This window comes from Pseudomonas sp. DF5 (assembly GCF_058148225.1).
Genome location: NZ_JBYVYM010000002.1, coordinates 175,489 through 195,008 on the forward strand (window position 1 = coordinate 175,489; position 19,520 = coordinate 195,008).

The window sequence follows — 19,520 nt, forward strand, 5'->3', positions numbered from 1 at the left end:
TTGTTTCAATTAAGCATCAATGTAGTTATTTTTCCGATACCAATCCAGGGTGTCGGTCAATGTTTCAGCCACGGGACGGAACTTGCACTCCAGTTCCTTCAGGCTTTTGTTATGGCTGAAATGGGTGCGCCCTTGCTCTTGCTCCATAAGTTTGACAGTGGAGGTACTGATGAGTACCGGCTTTTTGGTGATTCGGTAATAACCTTCATAGATCAAGGCAATTATACGCAGCATGAAAAGTGGTACTTTGCGCTCCGGCGCTTTTACGCCGCTGACACTGGAGAGCGCCTGGAAAATGCTTTTCATGTCCATGTGATTGCCGGCTGCCAGGTAGCGTTCTCCTGATCTGCCGCGCGTGATTGCCGCGAGTTGATGTTCTGCCACATCCCTGGCGTCTACGACAGAAAAGCTGCCAGGCAGTACGCCAGGCAATTTCTGTCCGACAAAATCGAGCAGGAACTGCCCTGATGAGGTCGGGCCGATATCGCCAGGGCCAAACATCCAGCCTGGCAATACCATGGCGACGAACATGTCCGGGTGCTGCGCCAGGAATTCCTGAACTTTTTGCTCAGACAATATTTTACTCAGGTAGTAATCGTCAGCCTCCGATTCACTGCGAGACATTGTTTCATCGATCACCTGATCTTTATCGCCCTTCAAGACGGCAATGGAGGAGGTATGGACTGCACGACGAATGCCGGCGGCATAAGCGGCCTGCAATAAGCGTTCGGTTCCGGTCACATTAGTGTCATACAGTTTCTGCCAGTGCTTTCCGCCTTTGTAACTATCGCGGAAATAGGCGGCTGTGTGAAACAAGGCATCACAGCCTTGCAAGGCATGGCTGAAGGCATCGACATTGAGCATGTCGCCTTCAACAAATTCGACAGGCAGATTGCCGAACTGTTTCTTGGCTTTTTCGACGGAGCGGACCAGCGCTTTTACTTTGATATTTCGCTTTAAAAGCGCATGAACCACATTATTGCCGAGCAGGCCTGTAGCGCCTGTAACAAAGGCATATTCCATTAAAATCCAGCTCCTGTGGGGTAACCTGCTACTGCATTGAGATTGATGTCGCCGGTTCGAGGCCTTGATCAGGCGTCGGTTGCATCAACGGCGGCAAGTAAAAACCATTCGGTATCTGAAAATCAAGCGGTATTTGTTGGCTGCTGTTAGCTCAAGCCCACCTGGATCTGGCTTAAAATTTGCACATTTAGCGATTTAGCGCTTCATCGGTGGCGGGTATTCACCAAGATCGACTGATCCAAGGTCATCGTCGGAAATTTTTTGCCATTCATCGTCTGCCTCCGGGGAAGCCATAAGGCAGTCTTATGGCCTCGATCAGACAGTGGGCACCTGTAAAGCTGGCACCAAGACACATTGGACTTTCTGGAGCTGAGGCCTCTTCATGAGTTTAAGCGCTTGCGGTACCGGAGAAAAATCGTCGGTGCAGCCATATTGGTTTCCCCTTCATCGTCCCAAAACATGGCGATTAAATGGCGCTACTTAAAAGTTAAATTGTTAAATGATGAACAGGGCTAGTATAAGATAGGCTAGTTAAAGCAGGTCTTGCGCAGTGAATGGTAGAATCGTTGCATCCAGTTACAAATAGATTTTTTTGTTTGGCCAAAGGAGCCGAAAGCGTGATTAAAAAGAGACTGGGTCGAGAAGAAAGTCAGCAAGTAACAAGGGATAAGTTATTCGACACCGCCACTGACCTTATGGTGAGAAAAGGCTTTCATGCTGCCAGCGTCAGTGCTATTTCCGAGGAGGCTGGCTTTTCGAAGGGGGCCTTCTTTTCAAACTTTGCAAGTAAGTCGGACTTGTTGCTTCAGTTGACTCAAAGATTCAAGAGGGTTGAGATCGATCGATTGAGTGTTACCCTGACTTCAGGGTACTCATCGGAACAGCTGACCCATGGATTGAATGCCTATATTGACACGCTTAAAAACAATGCCAGCTGCGCGATTCTTGATGCTGAACTGCAACTGATCGCCTTGCGTGATGAAGAGTTCTCAACGCATTACTACGATCTGCATCAGGAAAATAGTGAAGCCTTGGGTAAGTTGATTACCATCATATTCAATCATGCTGGCAAGAAGCCGCCTTTGGCGTATGCCGCTCTTGCAAGAACCTTCACCGCCTTGTCGGAAGGATTGATCCTGCAAGGGCATAAAGATCCGGCCCATGAAATAAAACTGGTGTTGAACTCGCTTATCCAGACTGCAGAGCCCCTATAGAACGCTGCCGTTATTGCGAGACGTATGGTATTCGCATGTCTGGGGCTTGAACCTCGGGCAGGGTTCTGCCTATCGCTTCTTCGACGAGCATGGCCAAGTAGAATGTGAGCGACGCTCAGCACTAATGTGACTTGTGATGGTCAATAAACCCCGCGCGACCGTCAGCGGTCGTACTGCCCGGCGCCGACCGGATCCGTATCGGCATTTTGATCAAGGACAGTGAAAGCATGCTCACCGCACTATAACCAGCAACCGCCTCCACCGGTTCCGTAAATCGGGACTCGCCGTACGTTTACCCCTCAATCCAATTCGAAGATTTAAAGCATGCACCTACGCAAAATTGCAGTTGGGCTGTCGGCCCTTGTTTTGCTCTCGACCGGGGCACAAGCCCGCAGTCTGCTGGATCTCATCAAGCCGCCCACCCAGCATCAGCAACAAACCTCCCACTCGGGCTCGATCAGCCAGAGCGCGGCGCTGGAGCTCTATTCAAACAAACAGAAACAGGCATCGTTTGACGGCTGCACGGATCTGTTCCCGGCCGCGAAACCGATCAACATGGCCACTGTGCCTGCCACAATGAAACCCTTGGCCCTGTGTTCCGACAACTTCGCGGTGCTGTACTCGCAAACCAGCAAGACACCGCTGGTAGTGGTTGAACGCCTTAATGCCGCCCAACTGCAGGATGCCAAAGGGGAGGAGCGTACCAACCAGTTCTACCCGGACCCACGGATCCCCAAGAGTGGACGGGCAGAGTTGAGCGACTACCGTAGCCAACATCCGGCCGTGGACCGTGGCCATCAATCCCCGGCAGCCGATGCACCGAACCCCAACGCAATGGCTCAATCCTTTGCGCTGTCGAACATGGTGCCGCAAGATCCAACCAATAACCGGAAGATCTGGAGCAAGGTCGAGTCCGATGTCAGAAAGTTTGCCAAGCGAGCCGATGGCAATGTCTTTGTCTTTACCGGCCCGCTATTCGACTCAGGCCACGGCACTGTCGGCGACAACAAGGTCTGGGTGCCGACCCGTCTGTTCAAACTGGTTTACGACGCATCGTCCAAGCGTGCCTGGGCTTACGTACTGCCCAACGCTGAAACCCGCATCGAGAAACCGATGGACTATGACGCTTTCGTGAAGAGCACCGGGCTCAATTTGCTGGGAAATCTACCGGTCACAGGTTCCGTGGGGCGCTCTTGATGGCTTGATGGATTAAGCCGTAGCAGCTGTCGAGCCGGGGCGAGGCTGCGTTCGGCTGCGCAGCGGTCGTAAAACCAGAACTTACGGTGCGTCAGGCAGACCGCGTCAGCCGGATTCACGACTGCTTCGCAGCCGAACGCAGCCTCGCAGGCTCGGCAGCTGCTACAGAGAGTGCGTCGCGGCTAGCGCGCCGCCCAGGCATTGAAGTGCTCTTCCAACTCCTCGCCATGGTCCACCCAGAACTCCGCGTCTACCGACCGGGCCTTGGCCAGGTTGGCTTCGGCAGTCGGCAATTGCTGGCGTACTTGCTCCGGCAGCAGTGCCAGGGCCTGGCGGTGGACGGGGCCGTAAGGAATGTTTTCCGAGAAAACCTTTTGGGCCTGCGGCTGGCTGGCAAACGCGATGAAACGCTCGGCCAGTGCCTTGTTCGGCGAGCCTTTGACCACGGCCCAGTATTCCGGGTCGTACAGGCTCTGCGGCCAGACGATGCTCAGGTTCATGCCCTCTTTCTGCGCTGAGGCGATACGGCCGTTGTAGGCGGCACTCATCACCACGTCACCGGCTATCAACCACTGCGCCGGTTGGGCTCCGGCCTCCCACCACTGGATGTTTGACTTGATCTTGTCGAGCTTGGCAAAGGCACGGCTCACGCCCTCGGGGGTGCCCAGCACTTTGTAGAGCTGGTCAGGCTTGACGCCATCGGCCAGCAGAGCGATTTCCAGGGTGTACTTGGCGCCTTTGCGCAGGCCGCGCTTGCCCGGAAAGTCGGTTACGTTCCAGAAGTCCGCCCAGGAAGTCGGGGTCTTGGCCAGCTTGTCCTTGTTGAAGGCCATGACCATCGACCAGACGTAGGTGGCCACACCACACTCGGTCAAGGTCCCCGGTACGAACTGGGCCTGGTCGCCAAAACTGGCCTTGTCCAGTCGCTCGAACAAGCCGGCATCACAGCCACGCAACAGTTCCGGACTCTCCACCTCGACCACATCCCAGGTGGCATGGCCCACATCGACCATGGCCTTGATCTTCGACAGTTCGCCATTGTATTCGCCGGCGACGATGCGTCCTGCACCGCTTGCATTGAAGGGTTGGAAATAGGCCTTGTCCTGGGCCTGCTTGGTGGCGCCACCGAACGAAATGACAGTCAGGGCCTGGGGCTCGGCGAGCACGCCGGTGCACAACAGGGCCAGGGAAAAAGGAACACAGGTACGTAAGGATAAAGACATGGAACGCTCCCACAGCTGGTTTTTAGAATGGTGTAAAGCCGGGCAGTGCTGGCCAGAGGCCGATAAGGTTCCACCGTGCCGGGCTCTTGGGGCCGACATCGTCATGAAAAATGCTTTCATCCGGGAAAGCCGGACCAGAGGTGCTCAGTGCGGTTTGATAGTGCGGTATCAATCGGAAGAGGAAAATTATTAAAAATATGCTTGGGAGCTATAAAAAAGCTCTTCAGCAGTGGGCACTGCTGATTCGTACAGCGGAGCGTCGGCCTGGCCCGAACACTGGCATGTGGACGTACTAGCAAGCCTCGGGCCTCGCGCTACCCCATGTAGTACTTGTCCCAGAGCTTGTTGCGGAATCGCTTGCCCGGATCGTATTGCGCCTTGAGTGCGAACAGGCGTCGCGCGTTGGGGTAGGCGCGTGTGAACTGTTCTCGAGTTGCATGCAGCTGGTAGGGCAGATAATAAGTCCCCCCAAGCGACAACGCGGCGTCGATAAGTTCGCGTGTCCACGCGCCGACTTCCTCACGGTCAGCCACGCTGACGTGCTGCCAGTAATAGAGTACGAATGAAAACACTTCTTCGCGTGCCCAAGACAGACACGAGTCGGGGGCGCCTGGCGAGTGCCGGATAGAGACGTTGACCGCTTCAACCTGGTGCGCCTGCAGGATGGTGGTCAATTGCTGTACGAACGCGTAGAACCGGGCGACCGGTACAAAATACTCCTGCAACGCGTAGGTGCTGTTTCGGGTTGCGATAGGCCCGAGCGAGGCGACGTCCGCACTGGCCTCATAGTTGCGCCGTACTACCGGGTGGCTGAGATAGCGCAGTGGATCGATCACATCCTTGCGAATCAACGGGCCGCCGGGAAGTTTGGCCACACTCCACATGGCGATCTGGTCGAATTTGTACGATTGCCCCGGTGCGATCAGCCTGTCTGCGACTGTCAGCTCTTTGTCCGTGGTGCGCCAGGTGACGCAAGTAGCCTGGTCAAAGTAGGGGGGAGCCAAATCGGCGTTGTGCAGGATTGCCTGTTCATTCCCGCGGATCTGTTCGTTGAAAAATGTCGGGTAATCGGCAACTGACAGTCGGTGTACCTGACGTTCCATCGTGACATTGGACGCAAGGTCCAATTCGACCTCAGTGATGACCCCCAGCGCGCCATAGCCACCGATGGCTGCGTGGAACAAGTCGGCATTTGCGCTGCGGGATGCTTCTACTACCGAACCGTCGGCGAGCACCAACTGGAGGGCACGCACCGAGTTGATCACCGGGCCGGCGCCGACATAACGCCCATGCGCATTGACCGACAGCGCCCCGCCGACGGTAAAGTTGGCATAACTCTGCATGATTTTTACCGACAGATCGTGTGGGTCGATAACCGACTGCAGGTCACGCCACCGCAATCCCGCTTGCACGCGTATGACCCTGCTCTCGGGCGAGTAATGGATCACCTGATTGAACTGACGCATGTCGATGTGCAGGCTGTCCTCGGTGGCAATCTGTCCGCCCATGCTATAGCGGCCACCACCAATGCAGACCGGGCCAGACCCTGCGGCGAGCGCCTGCCGAATATCATCTGTCGTATGCGGGGTGAGGAGACGGTTAACCCAAATCGGGTTGAGAAGCGTGACGTCGTTAACCAGGACGCCTGAAGACGCAGCCCATAACCGCCAAGGCGACAGTGCATTGACTGCTATGCAGGTCATGCCAGCCTCGAGTAGTTTGCGCCGTGTGAACTTCACTGTGCCCCTCGCCTCGCCTGAGGCTGCTCTATTCCCGAGACATCCCATCGCTCAGCCACCAACAACAATGACTGCGGCACCGGACTTTGCGGGTGCTGCGGCTCTTGCAGGCTGGCCAGCCGAAAACCGGCCATGTCCAGGGCATTGAGCCAACTGGACAAGGTGCGCGAGTACCACGGCATGGGTTGCCACTGCCCCTTGAACCCGGCGAAGGTCTCTTCACGCCAACCGTCCTGATAGTCGCCCGCCGCCGCAGTCCACGGATGCAGCGTCTGGATCACTAGCGCGCCGCCCGGGGCGAGCAGGGCGTTCATGGCGGTTAGCAGGGGGATGATGTCTTGGTGCAACAGGGCGAAGTTGGCGCAGATCAGGTCGTAATCGTTGCCGATGTCCACCTTCGTTTCTACCAACTCTTCATAGCTCGCCACATACACCTGTGATGAGCCCGCTGCCCGCGCCGCCTCGACCAGCGTCGCATCGCCATCCACGCCGACCGCGTTGATAGCCCGTTCAGCCAGCGCACGCAACAACCAGCCTTCGCCACAGCCCAGGTCGAGCACATGTTCGGGTTGGCGGCCCAGTATCGCCAGCAGGATTGCCTGGTCGGTGACCTTGAGGCGGCTTTCGATGGTGCCGGTGCGGATGGCCTCGATCCAGGATTGAGCGTTGTGGTGCCAGCTCTGGAGGAGGGTGGATTCGGGGCTGGGCATTTTGATGTCCGCAGTGATGGGTTGGAGGGAAGGATAGGACAAGTACTGGGGGAGTGGATCTTGTCGGTGACGTTTAACCTGCGTCCAGTCGAAGTGACCGCAAACCGGGGGTGAAACCCGTTGCCGGGGGCGATCTGGCCAATGGTTGCGCACAGTCGTTCGGCATGATCTAAGCTCCTCAAGGTATGACTTTCCAAGCAGGGGTTTCCATGCGAAACACACCTGAAAACAGTCTGAAAATAGCGTTGAAAGCCTGTAGAGACAGCTTTGTTTCTGTTGGCTTTTTCAGCTTTTTCATCAACGCGCTGATGCTCGTTCCCACCTTCTATATGCTTCAGGTGTATGGACGAGTAGTCACTAGCGGAAGCCTGACGACCCTGACCATGCTGACGCTGATCATGACCGGGCTGGTGGTTACGCTCGGCTCCCTGGAATGGGTCCGTTCACGCATCATGGTTCGGGTCAGTACCCGGCTGGACGTGTTGCTGGGTCGCCAGGTCTATAAAGCCAGTTTCAAACGGGCTCTGGAAAGTGGTGGCATGGATGCCTCGGCCCAGTCGCTCAACGACTTGACGGGCTTGAGACAGTTTCTCTCCGGTAATGGATTGTTCGCCTTTTTTGATGCGCCCTGGCTACCTATCTATGTCGCTGTGATGTTCATGTTCCATCCCTGGTATGGCTGGGTAGCGGTGGGCAGTGCGTTGTTGTTGTTATTCCTGGCGTTTCTCAATGAAAGGTTGACGGGGCCGGCACTTGCCCAGGCTAACAAGGAACATATCAGCGCGACGCTCCACACCACGAAAAACCTGCGCAACGCTGAAGTCATCGAGTCCATGGGCATGCTTGAAACCCTGATGGACCGTTGGGGGCGTCGCCAAAGACATGTCCTGATGCTGCAGTCCGGGGCGAGCGATAGAGGCGGCATCATCAGCACGCTTTCCAGGTCCTTCCGGATCCTGGTGCAATCACTGATCCTTGGTCTGGGGGCGTACCTGACCGTGGACCACCAGGTGGGGCCGGGCATGGTGTTTGCCGGGTCCGTGCTGCTAGGGCGCGCATTGGCTCCCATCGATCTGATCATCGGCAGCTGGAAGGGCTTTATTGCGGCCCGTTCGCAGTACCGCCGTCTCAACGACATCCTCGACAAACAACAGGCTCAGCCCGAGCGCATGTCATTGCCTGCGCCCCAGGGGCATGTGCAGGTGGAGAATCTGATCGTCTCGGCACCTGGCTCGAAAACCCCGATCATCAAAAACATGAGTTTCAGCGTACCTGCTGGCAGCATTGTCGGAATCATCGGTCCAAGTGCCGCGGGCAAGTCCACCCTGGCCAGGGCACTGATGGGGGTTTGGGTGCCGCAACATGGCGTGGTCCGGCTCGATGGCGCGGACATCAGCGCGTGGGACAAACATGAACTTGGGCCGTATATAGGCTACTTGCCCCAGGACATTGAATTATTCGAAGGCAGCGTCAGCGAAAACATTGCCCGCTTCACCGAGGTCGATTCCGAGAAAGTCGTTCTGGCGGCCAGGTCTGCCGGCGTCCACGAAATGATTCTGCTGTTACCCGATGGCTATGACACCGTCATTGGCAGCGATGGCGTCATGCTGTCGGGAGGGCAGCGCCAACGCATAGGCCTGGCCCGTGCCCTGTATGGCAACCCGCGGCTGATTATCCTCGACGAGCCCAATTCCAATCTCGACGAAGTCGGCGATCGCGCCCTGGCGGTGGCCATCCAGCAGCTGAAGCTGACAGGTGCAACCCTTTTTGTAATTACCCACCGAACCAACATTGTGTCCCAACTTGACCGGCTGATGGTGATGAGCGATGGCGCTATCAGTCTTTATGGACCACGCGAACAAGTGCTGGCCGAACTCGCGCAGCGGGCACAAAAGCACGCCACGCAAGCAGGCGCAAGCGTGGCTTCGGTGGCTACTCGCAAGGGTGATGCCGATGAACAGTACGATGCCCAGTCGTCAAACAGATAACTTCGCCGACCTGGCGGTATCTGATCGAAAGATCCGTCGCCTGGGTTTTGGCATTTTATTGATGACCTTCGGGGTGTTCGGCACCTGGGCGGCGGTCGCACCGATCGATGGCGCGGCTTACGCGCCTGGTGTGGTCACCGTGCAGGCTTACCGGAAAACGGTGCAACACCTCGAAGGTGGCATCGTCAAAGAGGTGTTGGCCCATGACGGTGACATCGTCAAGCAAGATGACCCGCTGATTATTCTCGATGATGCCCAGCTACGATCCGAATACGAGATGACCCGAAGCCAGCTCATCGCCGCCAGAGCCATGGAGGCAAGACTCAAGGCTGAGCGGGACAATCTGCCAGTAATTGGCTTTGACGTCATGAGCGATTCCGACAGTCTGCGAGGTGCCGAGGCGCGCCAGGGCGAGACCCAGGTATTCAACGCACGACGGGGGTCACGGTTGGGCCAGATATCGGTGCTGCAAGAGCGCATTGGTCAGTTGAATCAACAGATCAAGGGGCTGGAGGCGATGATCGGGGTCAAGAGCCAACTGAATAAATCCTACAGCGGTGAAATCGTTGAATTGACAGACATGTTGTCACAAGGGTTCGTCGACAAACAACGTCTGCTTGAGCAGCAGCGCAAGCTTGAAATGGTCAAGTCCGAATTGGCCGACCATCGTTCGACCATCACCAGGACGCGCCTGCAGATCAACGAAACACAGCTGCAGATTCTACAAGTCGATAAAGACTTCAATGCTGATGTCGCCAAACAATTGGCCGATGTCCAGACCAAAATCTACGACCTGCAAGAGAAGGCTTCCGCCCTGGAAGACCGGCTCAGCCATATCATCATCCGCGCACCCGAATCTGGCATGGTGATTGGCATGACGGTGCACACAATTGGCGGCGTCGTGCGCTCGGCGACGCCTTTGCTGGACATCGTTCCCTCGGTTTCTGAACTGGTCATAGAGGCCCAGGTGGCGCCGGTCGATATCGATCGCATCGCCATCGGCAAGCGTGCCGATATCCGTTTCGGCGCGTTCAACAGTGCGACCACGCCGGTGATCCAGGGTGAGGTCATCAGTGTCTCGGCGGACCGGCTGGTCAATGAAAAGACTGGGACTCCCTATTACCTGGCGCGGGTCCGGGTCACCGAAGCTGGTGTGCGCGCCTTGGGTGATCGCAAATTACTGCCGGGGATGCCTGCGGACGTGTTGATCATCACGGGGCAACGCACGCTGTTGCAGTACCTTCTGCAGCCGGCCCGCAATGTCATCTCTCAAGCGATGATCGAGGAGTGATCGTGCGAATGCCAGCAGCTTTGCCGGGTGGTCTGCTCATGCTTGCACTGGGCACCGATATTGCCTTGGCGCAAACCACTGCGCCGTCACCGACCGGGGTCAGTGCCTCGACGTATTCCACTGACCTCATGCAGTTGTATCGCGAGGCCCGGCTGGAAGATCCGCGAGTGTTGGCCTCGTATGCGCGTGCGAAGGCGGGCGAGGAGCATCAGCGCGAGGCCCTGGGCTCGCTGTTACCACAGATATCGCTCAACGCCGGGCAGAACCGGATTCATCAGGAGAGCGACCTGGTGCAGCGCAGTTACGATAGCGAAATCTACAGCCTGTCGCTGCGTCAGTACCTCTACAACAAGGCCGCGTGGGAAAACTACCAACGATTCAAAAGCCTGGCCAAGCAAACCGAATCAGAAGCGCAGGAGGCCCAGGCCGAGGCCACAGTGGATTTGGCCCAACGTTACTTCGCCGCGTTGGCGGCCGAGGACGAACTGGAGTTGGTGAGGGCGGAGCGTCAAACCACGCAAAAGAGCCTGGACAGGGTCAATGCGTTGTACGAAAAGCAGCTGGCAATGATTACCGATCAGCTCGACCTCAAGGCCCGTGTCGATTTGCTGGCAGCGCAGGAACTCGATGCCCAGAACCAGGCCAGTATTACGCGTGAGGCACTGGCGGAAATCGTCGGTCGACCGGTCAAGGAGAAGCTCAACCGGATTCGCAATGACGTGCAATTACAGGTGTCGACGCAGAGTCTTGAAACGTGGGTCCGCGAGGGTATAGCGCAAAACCCGGCGCTCAAGGCCAACGAAAGTGGTGTCGAGGCCGCAGGCGCTGCGTTGCGCGGCGGCAAGGGCGGGCACTATCCGACCGTGAGCCTGTCTCTGAGCGCGCAACAGACCAACGAGGGCTACAACAATTCCCTGGCGCCGCGTACCGACAGTTATGTTGCCGGTATTGGCGTGCAAGTGCCGATATACAGCGGTGGTTCAACCTCGGCGCGGGTGCGGGGGCTCTACCAGGATCAGATTGTGGCGGAGCAGCAACTGGAAGCCGTCCAGCGCCAGGTGGTCAAGGAGATCACCACTGCTTACCTGACTGCCAACTCGAGTGCGGAGAAGATCAGTGCAAGCCGGCATGCCCTGGCTTCGGCACAGCTGTCCAGAGTGGCGGCAGAAAAAGGACTCAGTTACGGAATGGTCAATGCCGTCGATGTACTGACCAGCGTACGCAACGAATTCCGGGCTCGTCGTGATCTGCTCAAGACGCAATACGACTTCGTCACCAATGTCTTCACGCTCAATCGCTGGGCGGGGAAACCGCCTGCCGAGGGTGTCGAAAACGTAAATGCCTGGTTGGGCCCCGGCAGCTCCAACCAAAGTTTCACATCCCCCTGATCCTGTCAGTAATACCAACCTTGTAGGCTCCTCCAGTCAGACGGGTTCTTAGTGCGTGTCCCACCGGCCAGGGCGGGCTTGTGGGTGCTCGATGAGGCTGATTGCGACGATAAATTGACGATAGTTTTATTGTCATACTTTCTAGTACGCCACTCGTCGGTTAATTGACGATTTTGGTCGGAGCAGACCTTACCCGCAGGTCGCTGGCAGCGAGCCTAACACCTTGATTTACTGGGGATGTAGGCATTCTGGAGAACATGAGCCGGGCTGCCGGCGGGAGACTGAGTCGACGACTGGCGGGTGGGTGGGCTGGCAGCGCGCTGTGCTGGCCTAGACTCAGTTGAGCGGCTCGAGGGAGCATGTCATCAGGCGCAAGCTATTGATGATTATTCCTATTTCTGTTGTTTCGATGGCTTTTGCCCGGCTTCTGGGAATGTCCGCAATCCCTGCCGGTGCAACGGGTGGAAGTGTCCCGGGGTTCATACCCAGGGCTGACACTGTCAAGGCCTGTCGGCGCTCGCATCTGTCCTTCAATCGTGATGACCAGGTGAATGAGCTGCTGATCCAGGAAGGCCAACGGGTGGAGGCCATCGTTCATTTTTCAAGGGAGTCAGGACGGTAATGACGACCCAAATAAAACCAATAAGCGTGATGCTGATCGACTGTCGTCCCCTTGTTCTTATGGGCCTTCAAGACTTGATCAATGCCCGCAAGCCTCAGATGGAAGTGAGTGGGCAGGCCACCACCTATACCAAAGCGCTGGATCTTGCCGATCAGTTGCGTCCCAATGTCATTTTTTTCAGTTTCTTTCCAGATGCGCTGAACCCCTTGTCGGTCGTCGCGGGACTCGCCCGCAGCACCGAAATGAAAGTGCTGGTGCTCAAAAGCCTCTACGAAACCGTCCCCGTTGCCCAAGCGATAGAGGCGGGCGCACGCGGTGTCGTGCTGGCGGAAGACCCGACGGAATCGATTATCCGAGCCATCATCCAGGTCCACCATCGCGACATCGGACTGGAAAGAGCCTGGATCGGTGGGCTTTCCGACTATGCCGCGACCGGGCATATACCTTTGAAATGCAATTCGGAGCAGGCGAAACAGGCGCGACTGACGCTGCGCGAAAGGGAACTGATTCGCGCCATCGTGGGGGATCCATCTGCCAAATACATGTGCATCGCCGGGCGCCTGGGTATCAGCGAGCACACGGTGCACAACCACCTCAGTAACATTTATCAAAAGCTTAATCTCGTCAATCGTATCGACTTGTTGATATACGCACAGAAGCATGGGCTCACCAACAACGAAGAACCACCCGAGTCCACTTGGGTAGAACTGCATTGAATTGCTTTGGGGCGCCCAGGCCGTCACTGTGTCGCCGTCCGCGGATCTCAGAACTGTAAGGCATGCGAGGGTGGTTTCTACGCCACCCTCGGATCCTTTATGCGCGCGCTGCCTCAGGCGCTGCCATGGACAATGTCGGTATTCAGGAGATGGACACCGACCAAGGTGATGGTCGTGATTTGTCCGCCCGTTTCGGCAACCGTCACGATGCTGTTTGCGCCGCTGTTATCGATCGACTGGACAACAGAACTCTGATCACCGTTGAGCACCAGCGTGTCGCGCAGGCCTGCGCTCGCATCGAAGCCGGTGACCTGGTACTTGTTCTGGGTGAATGACAAATCGACGTTGAAGGCATCCCGCACACCGGCCGTACCCGCCAGCGTAAAGTCGAAGGTGCTGCCCAGGTCGTTGGCGAACAGGTTGGCGTCGAACGCGCTCGTCGCCGAGTCGCCATCCTTGTCCGTCAACGTCGCGTTGAACGCCAGCTTGACGTCGCTGGCCAGGTTCTCGGTCTGCTGAATGAACTGGATCACCGGGATCTTGACATCGCCTCGGCCCATCGTGAGCTGAACCGCGTCGATCAACGCCGTGCCTTGTTTCTGAATGAGGAAGGACACCTGTCCTCCGGCCTCCGGTGTCAGGGTGTTTACCTCGGTGAGGTTCGAGGACGTGCCATCCTCGTAGTAGATCCTGTAGTACAAGTCCTCGGTCGCCGTGTTGTAACCCCCCACGGAGTTGTCGATGAAGACCTTCATCCCTGTCAGCAGGCTTTCCGGGTTGATCACGAAACTTTCATCGGCAGAACTGATGGCCGCCAGGTTGTCTCCCTGGAGAATGTTATTGCCGACGCCGATGCCGGACGTGCTGACGTTCATGGCCGCCGGGTCGATGTACGAGGGCAGGGGGGTGGTCTGCAGCTGGGCTTCGGTGGGGTCGGGTTTGCCGAGCCCGATGCCGGTCAGGATGTCCGATGTCGGCGCCGTTGCTTCCGCGGAAAAGAACACAATCTCCTCGGATGGCGAAGGAATAGTCGGCGGATTCTGCGTCGGGATCAGCAATGTGCGCACCGGATCCGGGCCGCCGGCACTGAGTGAGCCGTCGGCACTGCTGAGCACGATCGTCGAGCTGAAGCCTTGCACCAGGTCCAGTGTATAGGTGCCATTGCTATAGGCGGTCAGCGTGTAGTCGACGCTGGTATTCGCGGTGGCGGCGTTGTTGTCGAAATCGCCGGTCAACGTGCCTGCGTAATGGTAGGCGCCGTTGGCATCCGGTGACGGTGACTGCTCGGTGAGCGAGCCGGTGCCGGTGGTGGTCGTATTGTCTGGCCTGACGAGGGTGAACTGGTTATTCACCAACGAAATGTCCAGCCCGGTGGCCCCCAGTCCGTCGGCTCCGTTCGAATGATCCCAGTATCCTTGTTGTGGAAGGACGCTACCGGTCCCGATCAGGTTGCCAAAGGCGAGTGATGGACCGTCGTCCTTGAACACCAGGTTCTGCCCTATGTTCAGGGTTGCCTGGGCGCTGTCACCGTCCCCATCGGTCTTGGTCGCTATCAGCGTCACCAGGTTGTCCGCCGACAGCGTCGTCGAATCATCGGGATTGCTGGCGTTGGGATGCACCACCGCGCGCAGTTGGTCGAGGGTGACGTCACCGTTGGCGGCGACGCTGGCCGTGAATACCAGCAAGTTGCTGGTGGCCGTGCGGCCTTCGACCACGCCGCCGTTGAGCGACAGGTTCACCGCTTGGCCACTGGCGGTGTCGGTCAGCCCGGAGGCACCCACCACCACGCCCAGTGCATAGGTCAGCGTGCCGGCGTCATCGGCGCCATACGCTGAGGTGAAGTTGGCGGCAAAGCTCTTGGTATCGTTGGTCGCCAGTACCGTCTCGTCGACCGTCAGCGTCGGTTCCGTGCCCGTGGTGCTGATGCTCGGTCCGTCGTCCTTGAACACCAGATTCTGGCCGATGTTGAGGGTGGCCTGGGCGCTGTCACCGTCCTTGTCGGTTTTGGTCGCCGTCAGCGTCACCAGGCTGTCCGAAGTCAGCGTTTTTGAATCATCCGGATTGCTCGTGTTGGGATGCACCACGGCCCGGAGTTGGTCAAGGGTGACGTTACCGTTGGCGGCAACGCTGACCGTGAACACCAGATCGTTGCTAAGCGCCGTGTGGCCTTCGACCACGCCGCCGTTGAGCGACAGGTTGACCGCCTGGCCCGTGGCCGTATCCACCAGTCCGGAGCCGCCCGCGACCACGCCCAGTGCATAGGTCAGCGTGCCGGCACCATCGGCGCCATACGCCGAGGTGAAGTTCGCCGCGAAGTTCTGGGTATCGTTGGTGGCCAGCACCGTTTCGTCGACCGTCAACGTGGGTTCCGTGCCGGTGGTGCTGATGCTGGGGCCGTCGTCCTTGAACACCAGGTTCTGCCCGATGTTGAGGGTCGCCTGAGCACTGTCGCCGTCCCCATCGGTCTTGGTCGCGGTCAGGGTCACCAGATCGTCCGAGGTCAGGGTCTTCGAATCATCCGGATTGCTGGTGTTGGGATGCACCACGGCGCGGATCTGGTCAAGGGTGACATCACCGTTGGCGGCGACGCTGACCGTGAACACCAGCTGGCTGGTGGTGGCCGTTCTGCCTTCGACCACGCCGCCGTTGAGCGACAGGTTGACTGCTTCGCCGGTGGCGGTGTCCGTTAACCCTGAGCCTCCCGCGACCACGCCCAGCGCATAGGTCAGTGTGCCGGCGCCATCAGCGCCAAACGCCGAGCTGAAGTTGGCGGCAAAGCTCTTGGTGTCGTTGGTCGCCAGCACCGTTTCGTCGACCGTCAGGGTCGGTTCCGTGCCGGTGGTGCTGATGCTTGGCCCGTCATCCTTGAACACCAGGTTCTGGCCGATGTTGAGGGTGGCTTGGGCGCTGTCGCCGTCCTTGTCGGTTTTGGTTGCGGTCAGTGTTACCAGATCGTCCGAGGTCAGGCTCGTCGAGTCATCGGGGTTTGTCGTGACGGAATGCACCACAGCGCGGATCTGGTCGAGGGTGACGTTACCATTAGCGGCGACGCTGACCGTGAACACCAGATCGTTGCTAATCGCCGTGTGGCCTTCCACCACGCCGCCGTTGAGCGACAGGTTGACCGCCTGGCCCGTGGCCGTATCCGTCAGCCCGGAGCCCCCTGCGACTACGCCCAGCGCATAGGTCAGGGTGCCCGCACCGTCGGCGCCATACGCCGAGGTGAAGTTGGCGGCAAAGCTCTTGGTATCGTTGGTCGCCAACACCGTTTCGTCGACCGTCAGGGTCGGCTCGGTGCCGGTGGTGCTGATACTTGGCCCGTCGTCCTTGAACACCAGGTTCTGCCCGATGTTGAGGGTGGCCTGGGCGCTGTCGCCGTCCTTGTCGGTCTTGATTGCCGTCAGCGTCACCAAGTTGTCCGAGGTCAGGGTTTTCGAATCATCCGGATTGCTCGCGTCGGGATGCACCACGGCGCGCAGTTGGTCGAGGGTGACGTCACCGTTGGCGGCGACGCTGACCGTGAACACCAGGTCGTTGCTCGCGGCCGTATGGCCTTCCACCACGCCGCCGTTAACCGACAGGTTCACCGCTTGGCCCGTGGCCGTGTCCACCAGCCCGGAGGCACCCGCCACCACGCCCAGCGCATAGGTCAGCGTGCCGGCCCCGTCAGCGCCAAACGCCGAAGTGAAGTTAGACGCAAAGTTCTGGGTATCGTTGGTCGCCAGCACCGTTTCGTCCACCGTCAGCGTGGGTTCCGTGCCGGTAGTGCTGATGCTGGGTCCGTCGTCCTTGAACACCAGGTTCTGCCCGATGTTGAGGGTCGCCTGGGTGCTGTCGCCGTCCTTGTCGGTGATAGTCGCCGTCAGCGTTACCAAATTGTCCGCGGTCAGGGTCTTCGAGTCATCGGGATTGCTCGCGTTGGGATGGACCACGGCGCGGAGCTGGTCGAGGGTGACATCACCGTTGGCGGCGACGCTGACCGTGAATACCAGCTGGCTGGTGATGGCCGTGCGGCCTTCTACCACGCCGCCGTTGAGCGACAAGTTGACTGCCTCGCCGGTGGCCGTGTCGGTCAGTCCGGAGCCTCCCGCGACCACGCCCAGTGCATAGGTCAGCGTACCGGCACCGTCAGCGCCATACGCCGAGCTGAAGTTGGCGGCAAAGTTCTGAGTGTCGTTGGTAGCCAGCACCGTTTCGTCGACCGTCAGGGTCGGTTCCGTGCCGGTGGTGCTGATGCTCGGTCCGTCGTCCTTGAACGCCAGGTTCTGCCCGATATTGAGCGTGGCATGGACGCTGTCGCCATCCCCATCGGTCTTGGTTGCCGTCAGTGTCACCAGGCTGTCGGAGGTCAGGGTCTTCGAATCATCGGGATTAGTCGCATCGGGATGCACCACGGCGCGGATCTGGTCGAGGGTGACGTCGCCATTGGCGGCCACGCTGACCGTGAACACCAGTTGGTTGGTGGTGGCCGTGCGGCCTTCGACCACTGCACCGTTGAGTGACAGGTTGACCGCCTCACCAGTGGCGGTGTCCGTTAACCCTGAGCCTCCGGCGACCACACCCAGCGCATAGGTCAGCGTACCCGCACCGTCAGCGCCAAACGCCGAGGTGAAGTTGGCGGCAAAGCTCTTGGTGTCGTTGGTCGCCAGTACCGTTTCGTCCACCGTCAGGGTCGGTTCGGTGCCGGTGGTGCTGATGCTCGGCCCATCATCCTCGAAGATCATCTTGGAGCCGATTTCGGCGGTTGACGTGCTGGACTGCAGCACCTTGAAGCCGCCAATGTCGAAGTCAGCGTGGGTCTTGTCGCCGTTCTTGTCGGTCAGCAACCCGGCGTTCTCGATCATCACGCGGTTGTGGTCGGTCGCCGTGCTGTAGGTGATCTGCGAGTCGGTCGGAACGCCGGTGATCAGCACCGTGCCGTCGGCGTTGTAGGTGATGACAACGCCGCTGACGGTGGCGCCCGCGAACGTCTTCACGGTGACACTGCCGTTGGTGATCGCGACCTTTTCGGTGCTGTCGTTGGCGTAGCTGTTGACGAAGTTGACACCGCTCTGCGACCCGCTGACGTTGTCGGCGTTCTTGACGGCGGTGAGCAAGAGTTTCGCAGTCGTGCCGCCCGTCTCCTGCACGACCTTGAAGGTCGCGGAGCGGGCGCCGAAGTACTGGGTGAAGTCGATGTTCGCTTCGACCCCCGCTTCGCCCGGGCTCAGGTTGGGGATTGTGAAGTCCGCCTTGGCGCCGCTGACGAAGCTGAAGCGCAGGCCTTCCTGTTCGGTGATCGCCTGGTTGTTGGTGCCCAGGGTTGTGCTGCCGCCGCCCTGGCTGCTGTTGACTGTGTCGGCGCTGGTGATGGCAGCGCTGCTTGCCGACTGATCCAGCGGATCCCTGCCGGTGACGATGATCGAGACACCAGGAATCCGGCCGTTCGCATCGGCCGTCGCGCCCGCGGTCGTGAACATCAGGAACAACTGCTGGCCCGACGGCGCATTGGCCAGACTGAATTCTGCGTCCTGACCGGCCCCGATGAACACCTTATTCAGCAGATTGACCGCATCGTCAGGGTTCGTCGCATCGGGATGCTTGATCGGTTGGTACTCCACGGTCCAGATCTTGCCGCCCGAGAGCGGCGACCCGGTTTCTTCGATATAGGCCGCGAACACGATCGCGCCGGTTGCGCTTCCGGCTCGGCCCAGAAGGATGTTGTTGTTCGTATCGGTATAGAGAAGGATGTTGGTGCCATTGAGGGTATCGAGTCCGCTGTCCAGGCCATTAAGCGGTACGCCGGCGCTGTCGACGAAACTGATATCGGTAATATTTGCTCCGGGGTCAGCGGTGACGCTGAACGCATTGCTGCCGGTGTTGCCTGCGGCACCGGTATAGCCACTCAAGGCCGCACCCGTTGCGGTACCTGCCGCCAGTGCGGTCAGGCGGGTAGAGAAAGTCGAAGGCAGGGAGGTCACCAAAATGTCATTGTCGTCAGCGTCTCCCGTGGGGGTTGGCGTGGCGGTGGCGTTCTGCAGCCCGGCCGTTTCGTCCAGCGTAACGCTCGCGCCAGTGCCGACGACGGTCAGCGCGTTGATAATCGAAGTGGTGGATAGGGAGGCAGGGTCGCTCGTTAGCGATGAATTTTGCTCGCCAATAGCCATGACTTTCTCCAAAGCAATTGCGGTCATCGAGGCCTGACCGTTGACCTTTGGTCGACTATGGAGAAACGCCGGGGATTGCACATCAGCTGAAACTCCCAGGCGGGGTGGGAGTTTCAGACTAGTCGTCCTGGTCGGTGGCCTGTCGCAGGTGCCCAGTGTTCAAGCCTTGTGGTGCTCGAGTGCCCACAGCGAATCGATCTGTGGATCTGATATTGGAGCCGCAAAAAAATGCGAGGGTGGTTTCACCACCCTCGCATCCTTTT

Annotated in this window: 11 protein-coding genes; 6 read left to right on the plus strand and 5 right to left on the minus strand. The window is 58.5% G+C overall.

What is annotated here, in order from left to right:
• Positions 1–9: 9 nt before the first annotated feature.
• Positions 10–1,023 carry an SDR family oxidoreductase gene (locus AC30D7_RS02790; RefSeq protein WP_490132938.1) on the minus strand — a complete coding sequence of 338 codons (1,014 nt, stop codon included), beginning with the start codon at positions 1,021–1,023 and terminating at the stop codon, positions 10–12.
• A gap of 617 nt (positions 1,024–1,640) precedes the next feature.
• Here AC30D7_RS02790 and AC30D7_RS02795 point away from each other — a divergent pair.
• Both AC30D7_RS02795 and AC30D7_RS02800 read left to right on the plus strand, forming a co-directional pair.
• Complete coding sequence (locus AC30D7_RS02795; RefSeq protein WP_490132939.1) at positions 1,641–2,237, plus strand: TetR/AcrR family transcriptional regulator; 597 nt, start codon at positions 1,641–1,643, stop codon at positions 2,235–2,237.
• Positions 2,238–2,561: 324 nt separating this feature from the next.
• A complete protein-coding gene (locus tag AC30D7_RS02800; protein WP_490132940.1) occupies positions 2,562–3,434 on the plus strand; it encodes a DNA/RNA non-specific endonuclease in 873 nt (290 codons plus the stop codon).
• 182 nt (positions 3,435–3,616) lie between these two features.
• Here the strand turns inward: AC30D7_RS02800 and AC30D7_RS02805 are convergent, their stop codons facing one another.
• From AC30D7_RS02805 to AC30D7_RS02815, 3 genes are all read right to left on the minus strand, one after another.
• Positions 3,617–4,657 carry an ABC transporter substrate-binding protein gene (locus AC30D7_RS02805; protein ID WP_490132941.1) on the minus strand — a complete coding sequence of 347 codons (1,041 nt, stop codon included), beginning with the start codon at positions 4,655–4,657 and terminating at the stop codon, positions 3,617–3,619.
• Positions 4,658–4,971: 314 nt separating this feature from the next.
• A complete protein-coding gene (locus AC30D7_RS02810; protein ID WP_064617453.1) occupies positions 4,972–6,360 on the minus strand; it encodes an FAD-binding oxidoreductase in 1,389 nt (462 codons plus the stop codon).
• A gap of 32 nt (positions 6,361–6,392) precedes the next feature.
• Positions 6,393–7,106: a class I SAM-dependent methyltransferase gene (locus AC30D7_RS02815; RefSeq protein ID WP_490132942.1), complete on the minus strand. Its 714-nt coding sequence runs from the start codon at positions 7,104–7,106 to the stop codon at positions 6,393–6,395.
• A gap of 209 nt (positions 7,107–7,315) precedes the next feature.
• Between AC30D7_RS02815 and AC30D7_RS02820 the strand changes: the two genes are divergently transcribed.
• The 4 genes from AC30D7_RS02820 (at position 7,316) to AC30D7_RS02835 (ending at position 13,111) form a co-directional block, all read left to right on the plus strand.
• Complete coding sequence (locus tag AC30D7_RS02820) at positions 7,316–9,094, plus strand: type I secretion system permease/ATPase (protein WP_490133053.1); 1,779 nt, start codon at positions 7,316–7,318, stop codon at positions 9,092–9,094.
• Entirely contained in the window at positions 9,072–10,385 is a 1,314-nt protein-coding gene (locus AC30D7_RS02825; protein WP_490133054.1) for an HlyD family type I secretion periplasmic adaptor subunit, read from the plus strand. Before AC30D7_RS02820 ends, AC30D7_RS02825 begins: the two co-directional genes overlap by 23 nt.
• An 8-nt stretch (positions 10,386–10,393) precedes the next feature.
• On the plus strand, positions 10,394–11,773 hold the full coding sequence (locus AC30D7_RS02830; RefSeq protein WP_490132943.1) for a TolC family outer membrane protein: 1,380 nt from the start codon (positions 10,394–10,396) through the stop codon (positions 11,771–11,773).
• Between the two features lie 621 nt (positions 11,774–12,394).
• A complete protein-coding gene (locus AC30D7_RS02835; protein ID WP_490132944.1) occupies positions 12,395–13,111 on the plus strand; it encodes a response regulator transcription factor in 717 nt (238 codons plus the stop codon).
• A gap of 113 nt (positions 13,112–13,224) precedes the next feature.
• On the opposite strand, the gene AC30D7_RS02840 is transcribed toward AC30D7_RS02835, so the two are convergent.
• Positions 13,225–19,257: a DUF5801 repeats-in-toxin domain-containing protein gene (locus AC30D7_RS02840; protein ID WP_490133055.1), complete on the minus strand. Its 6,033-nt coding sequence runs from the start codon at positions 19,255–19,257 to the stop codon at positions 13,225–13,227.
• Between the last annotated feature and the right edge of the window lie 263 nt (positions 19,258–19,520).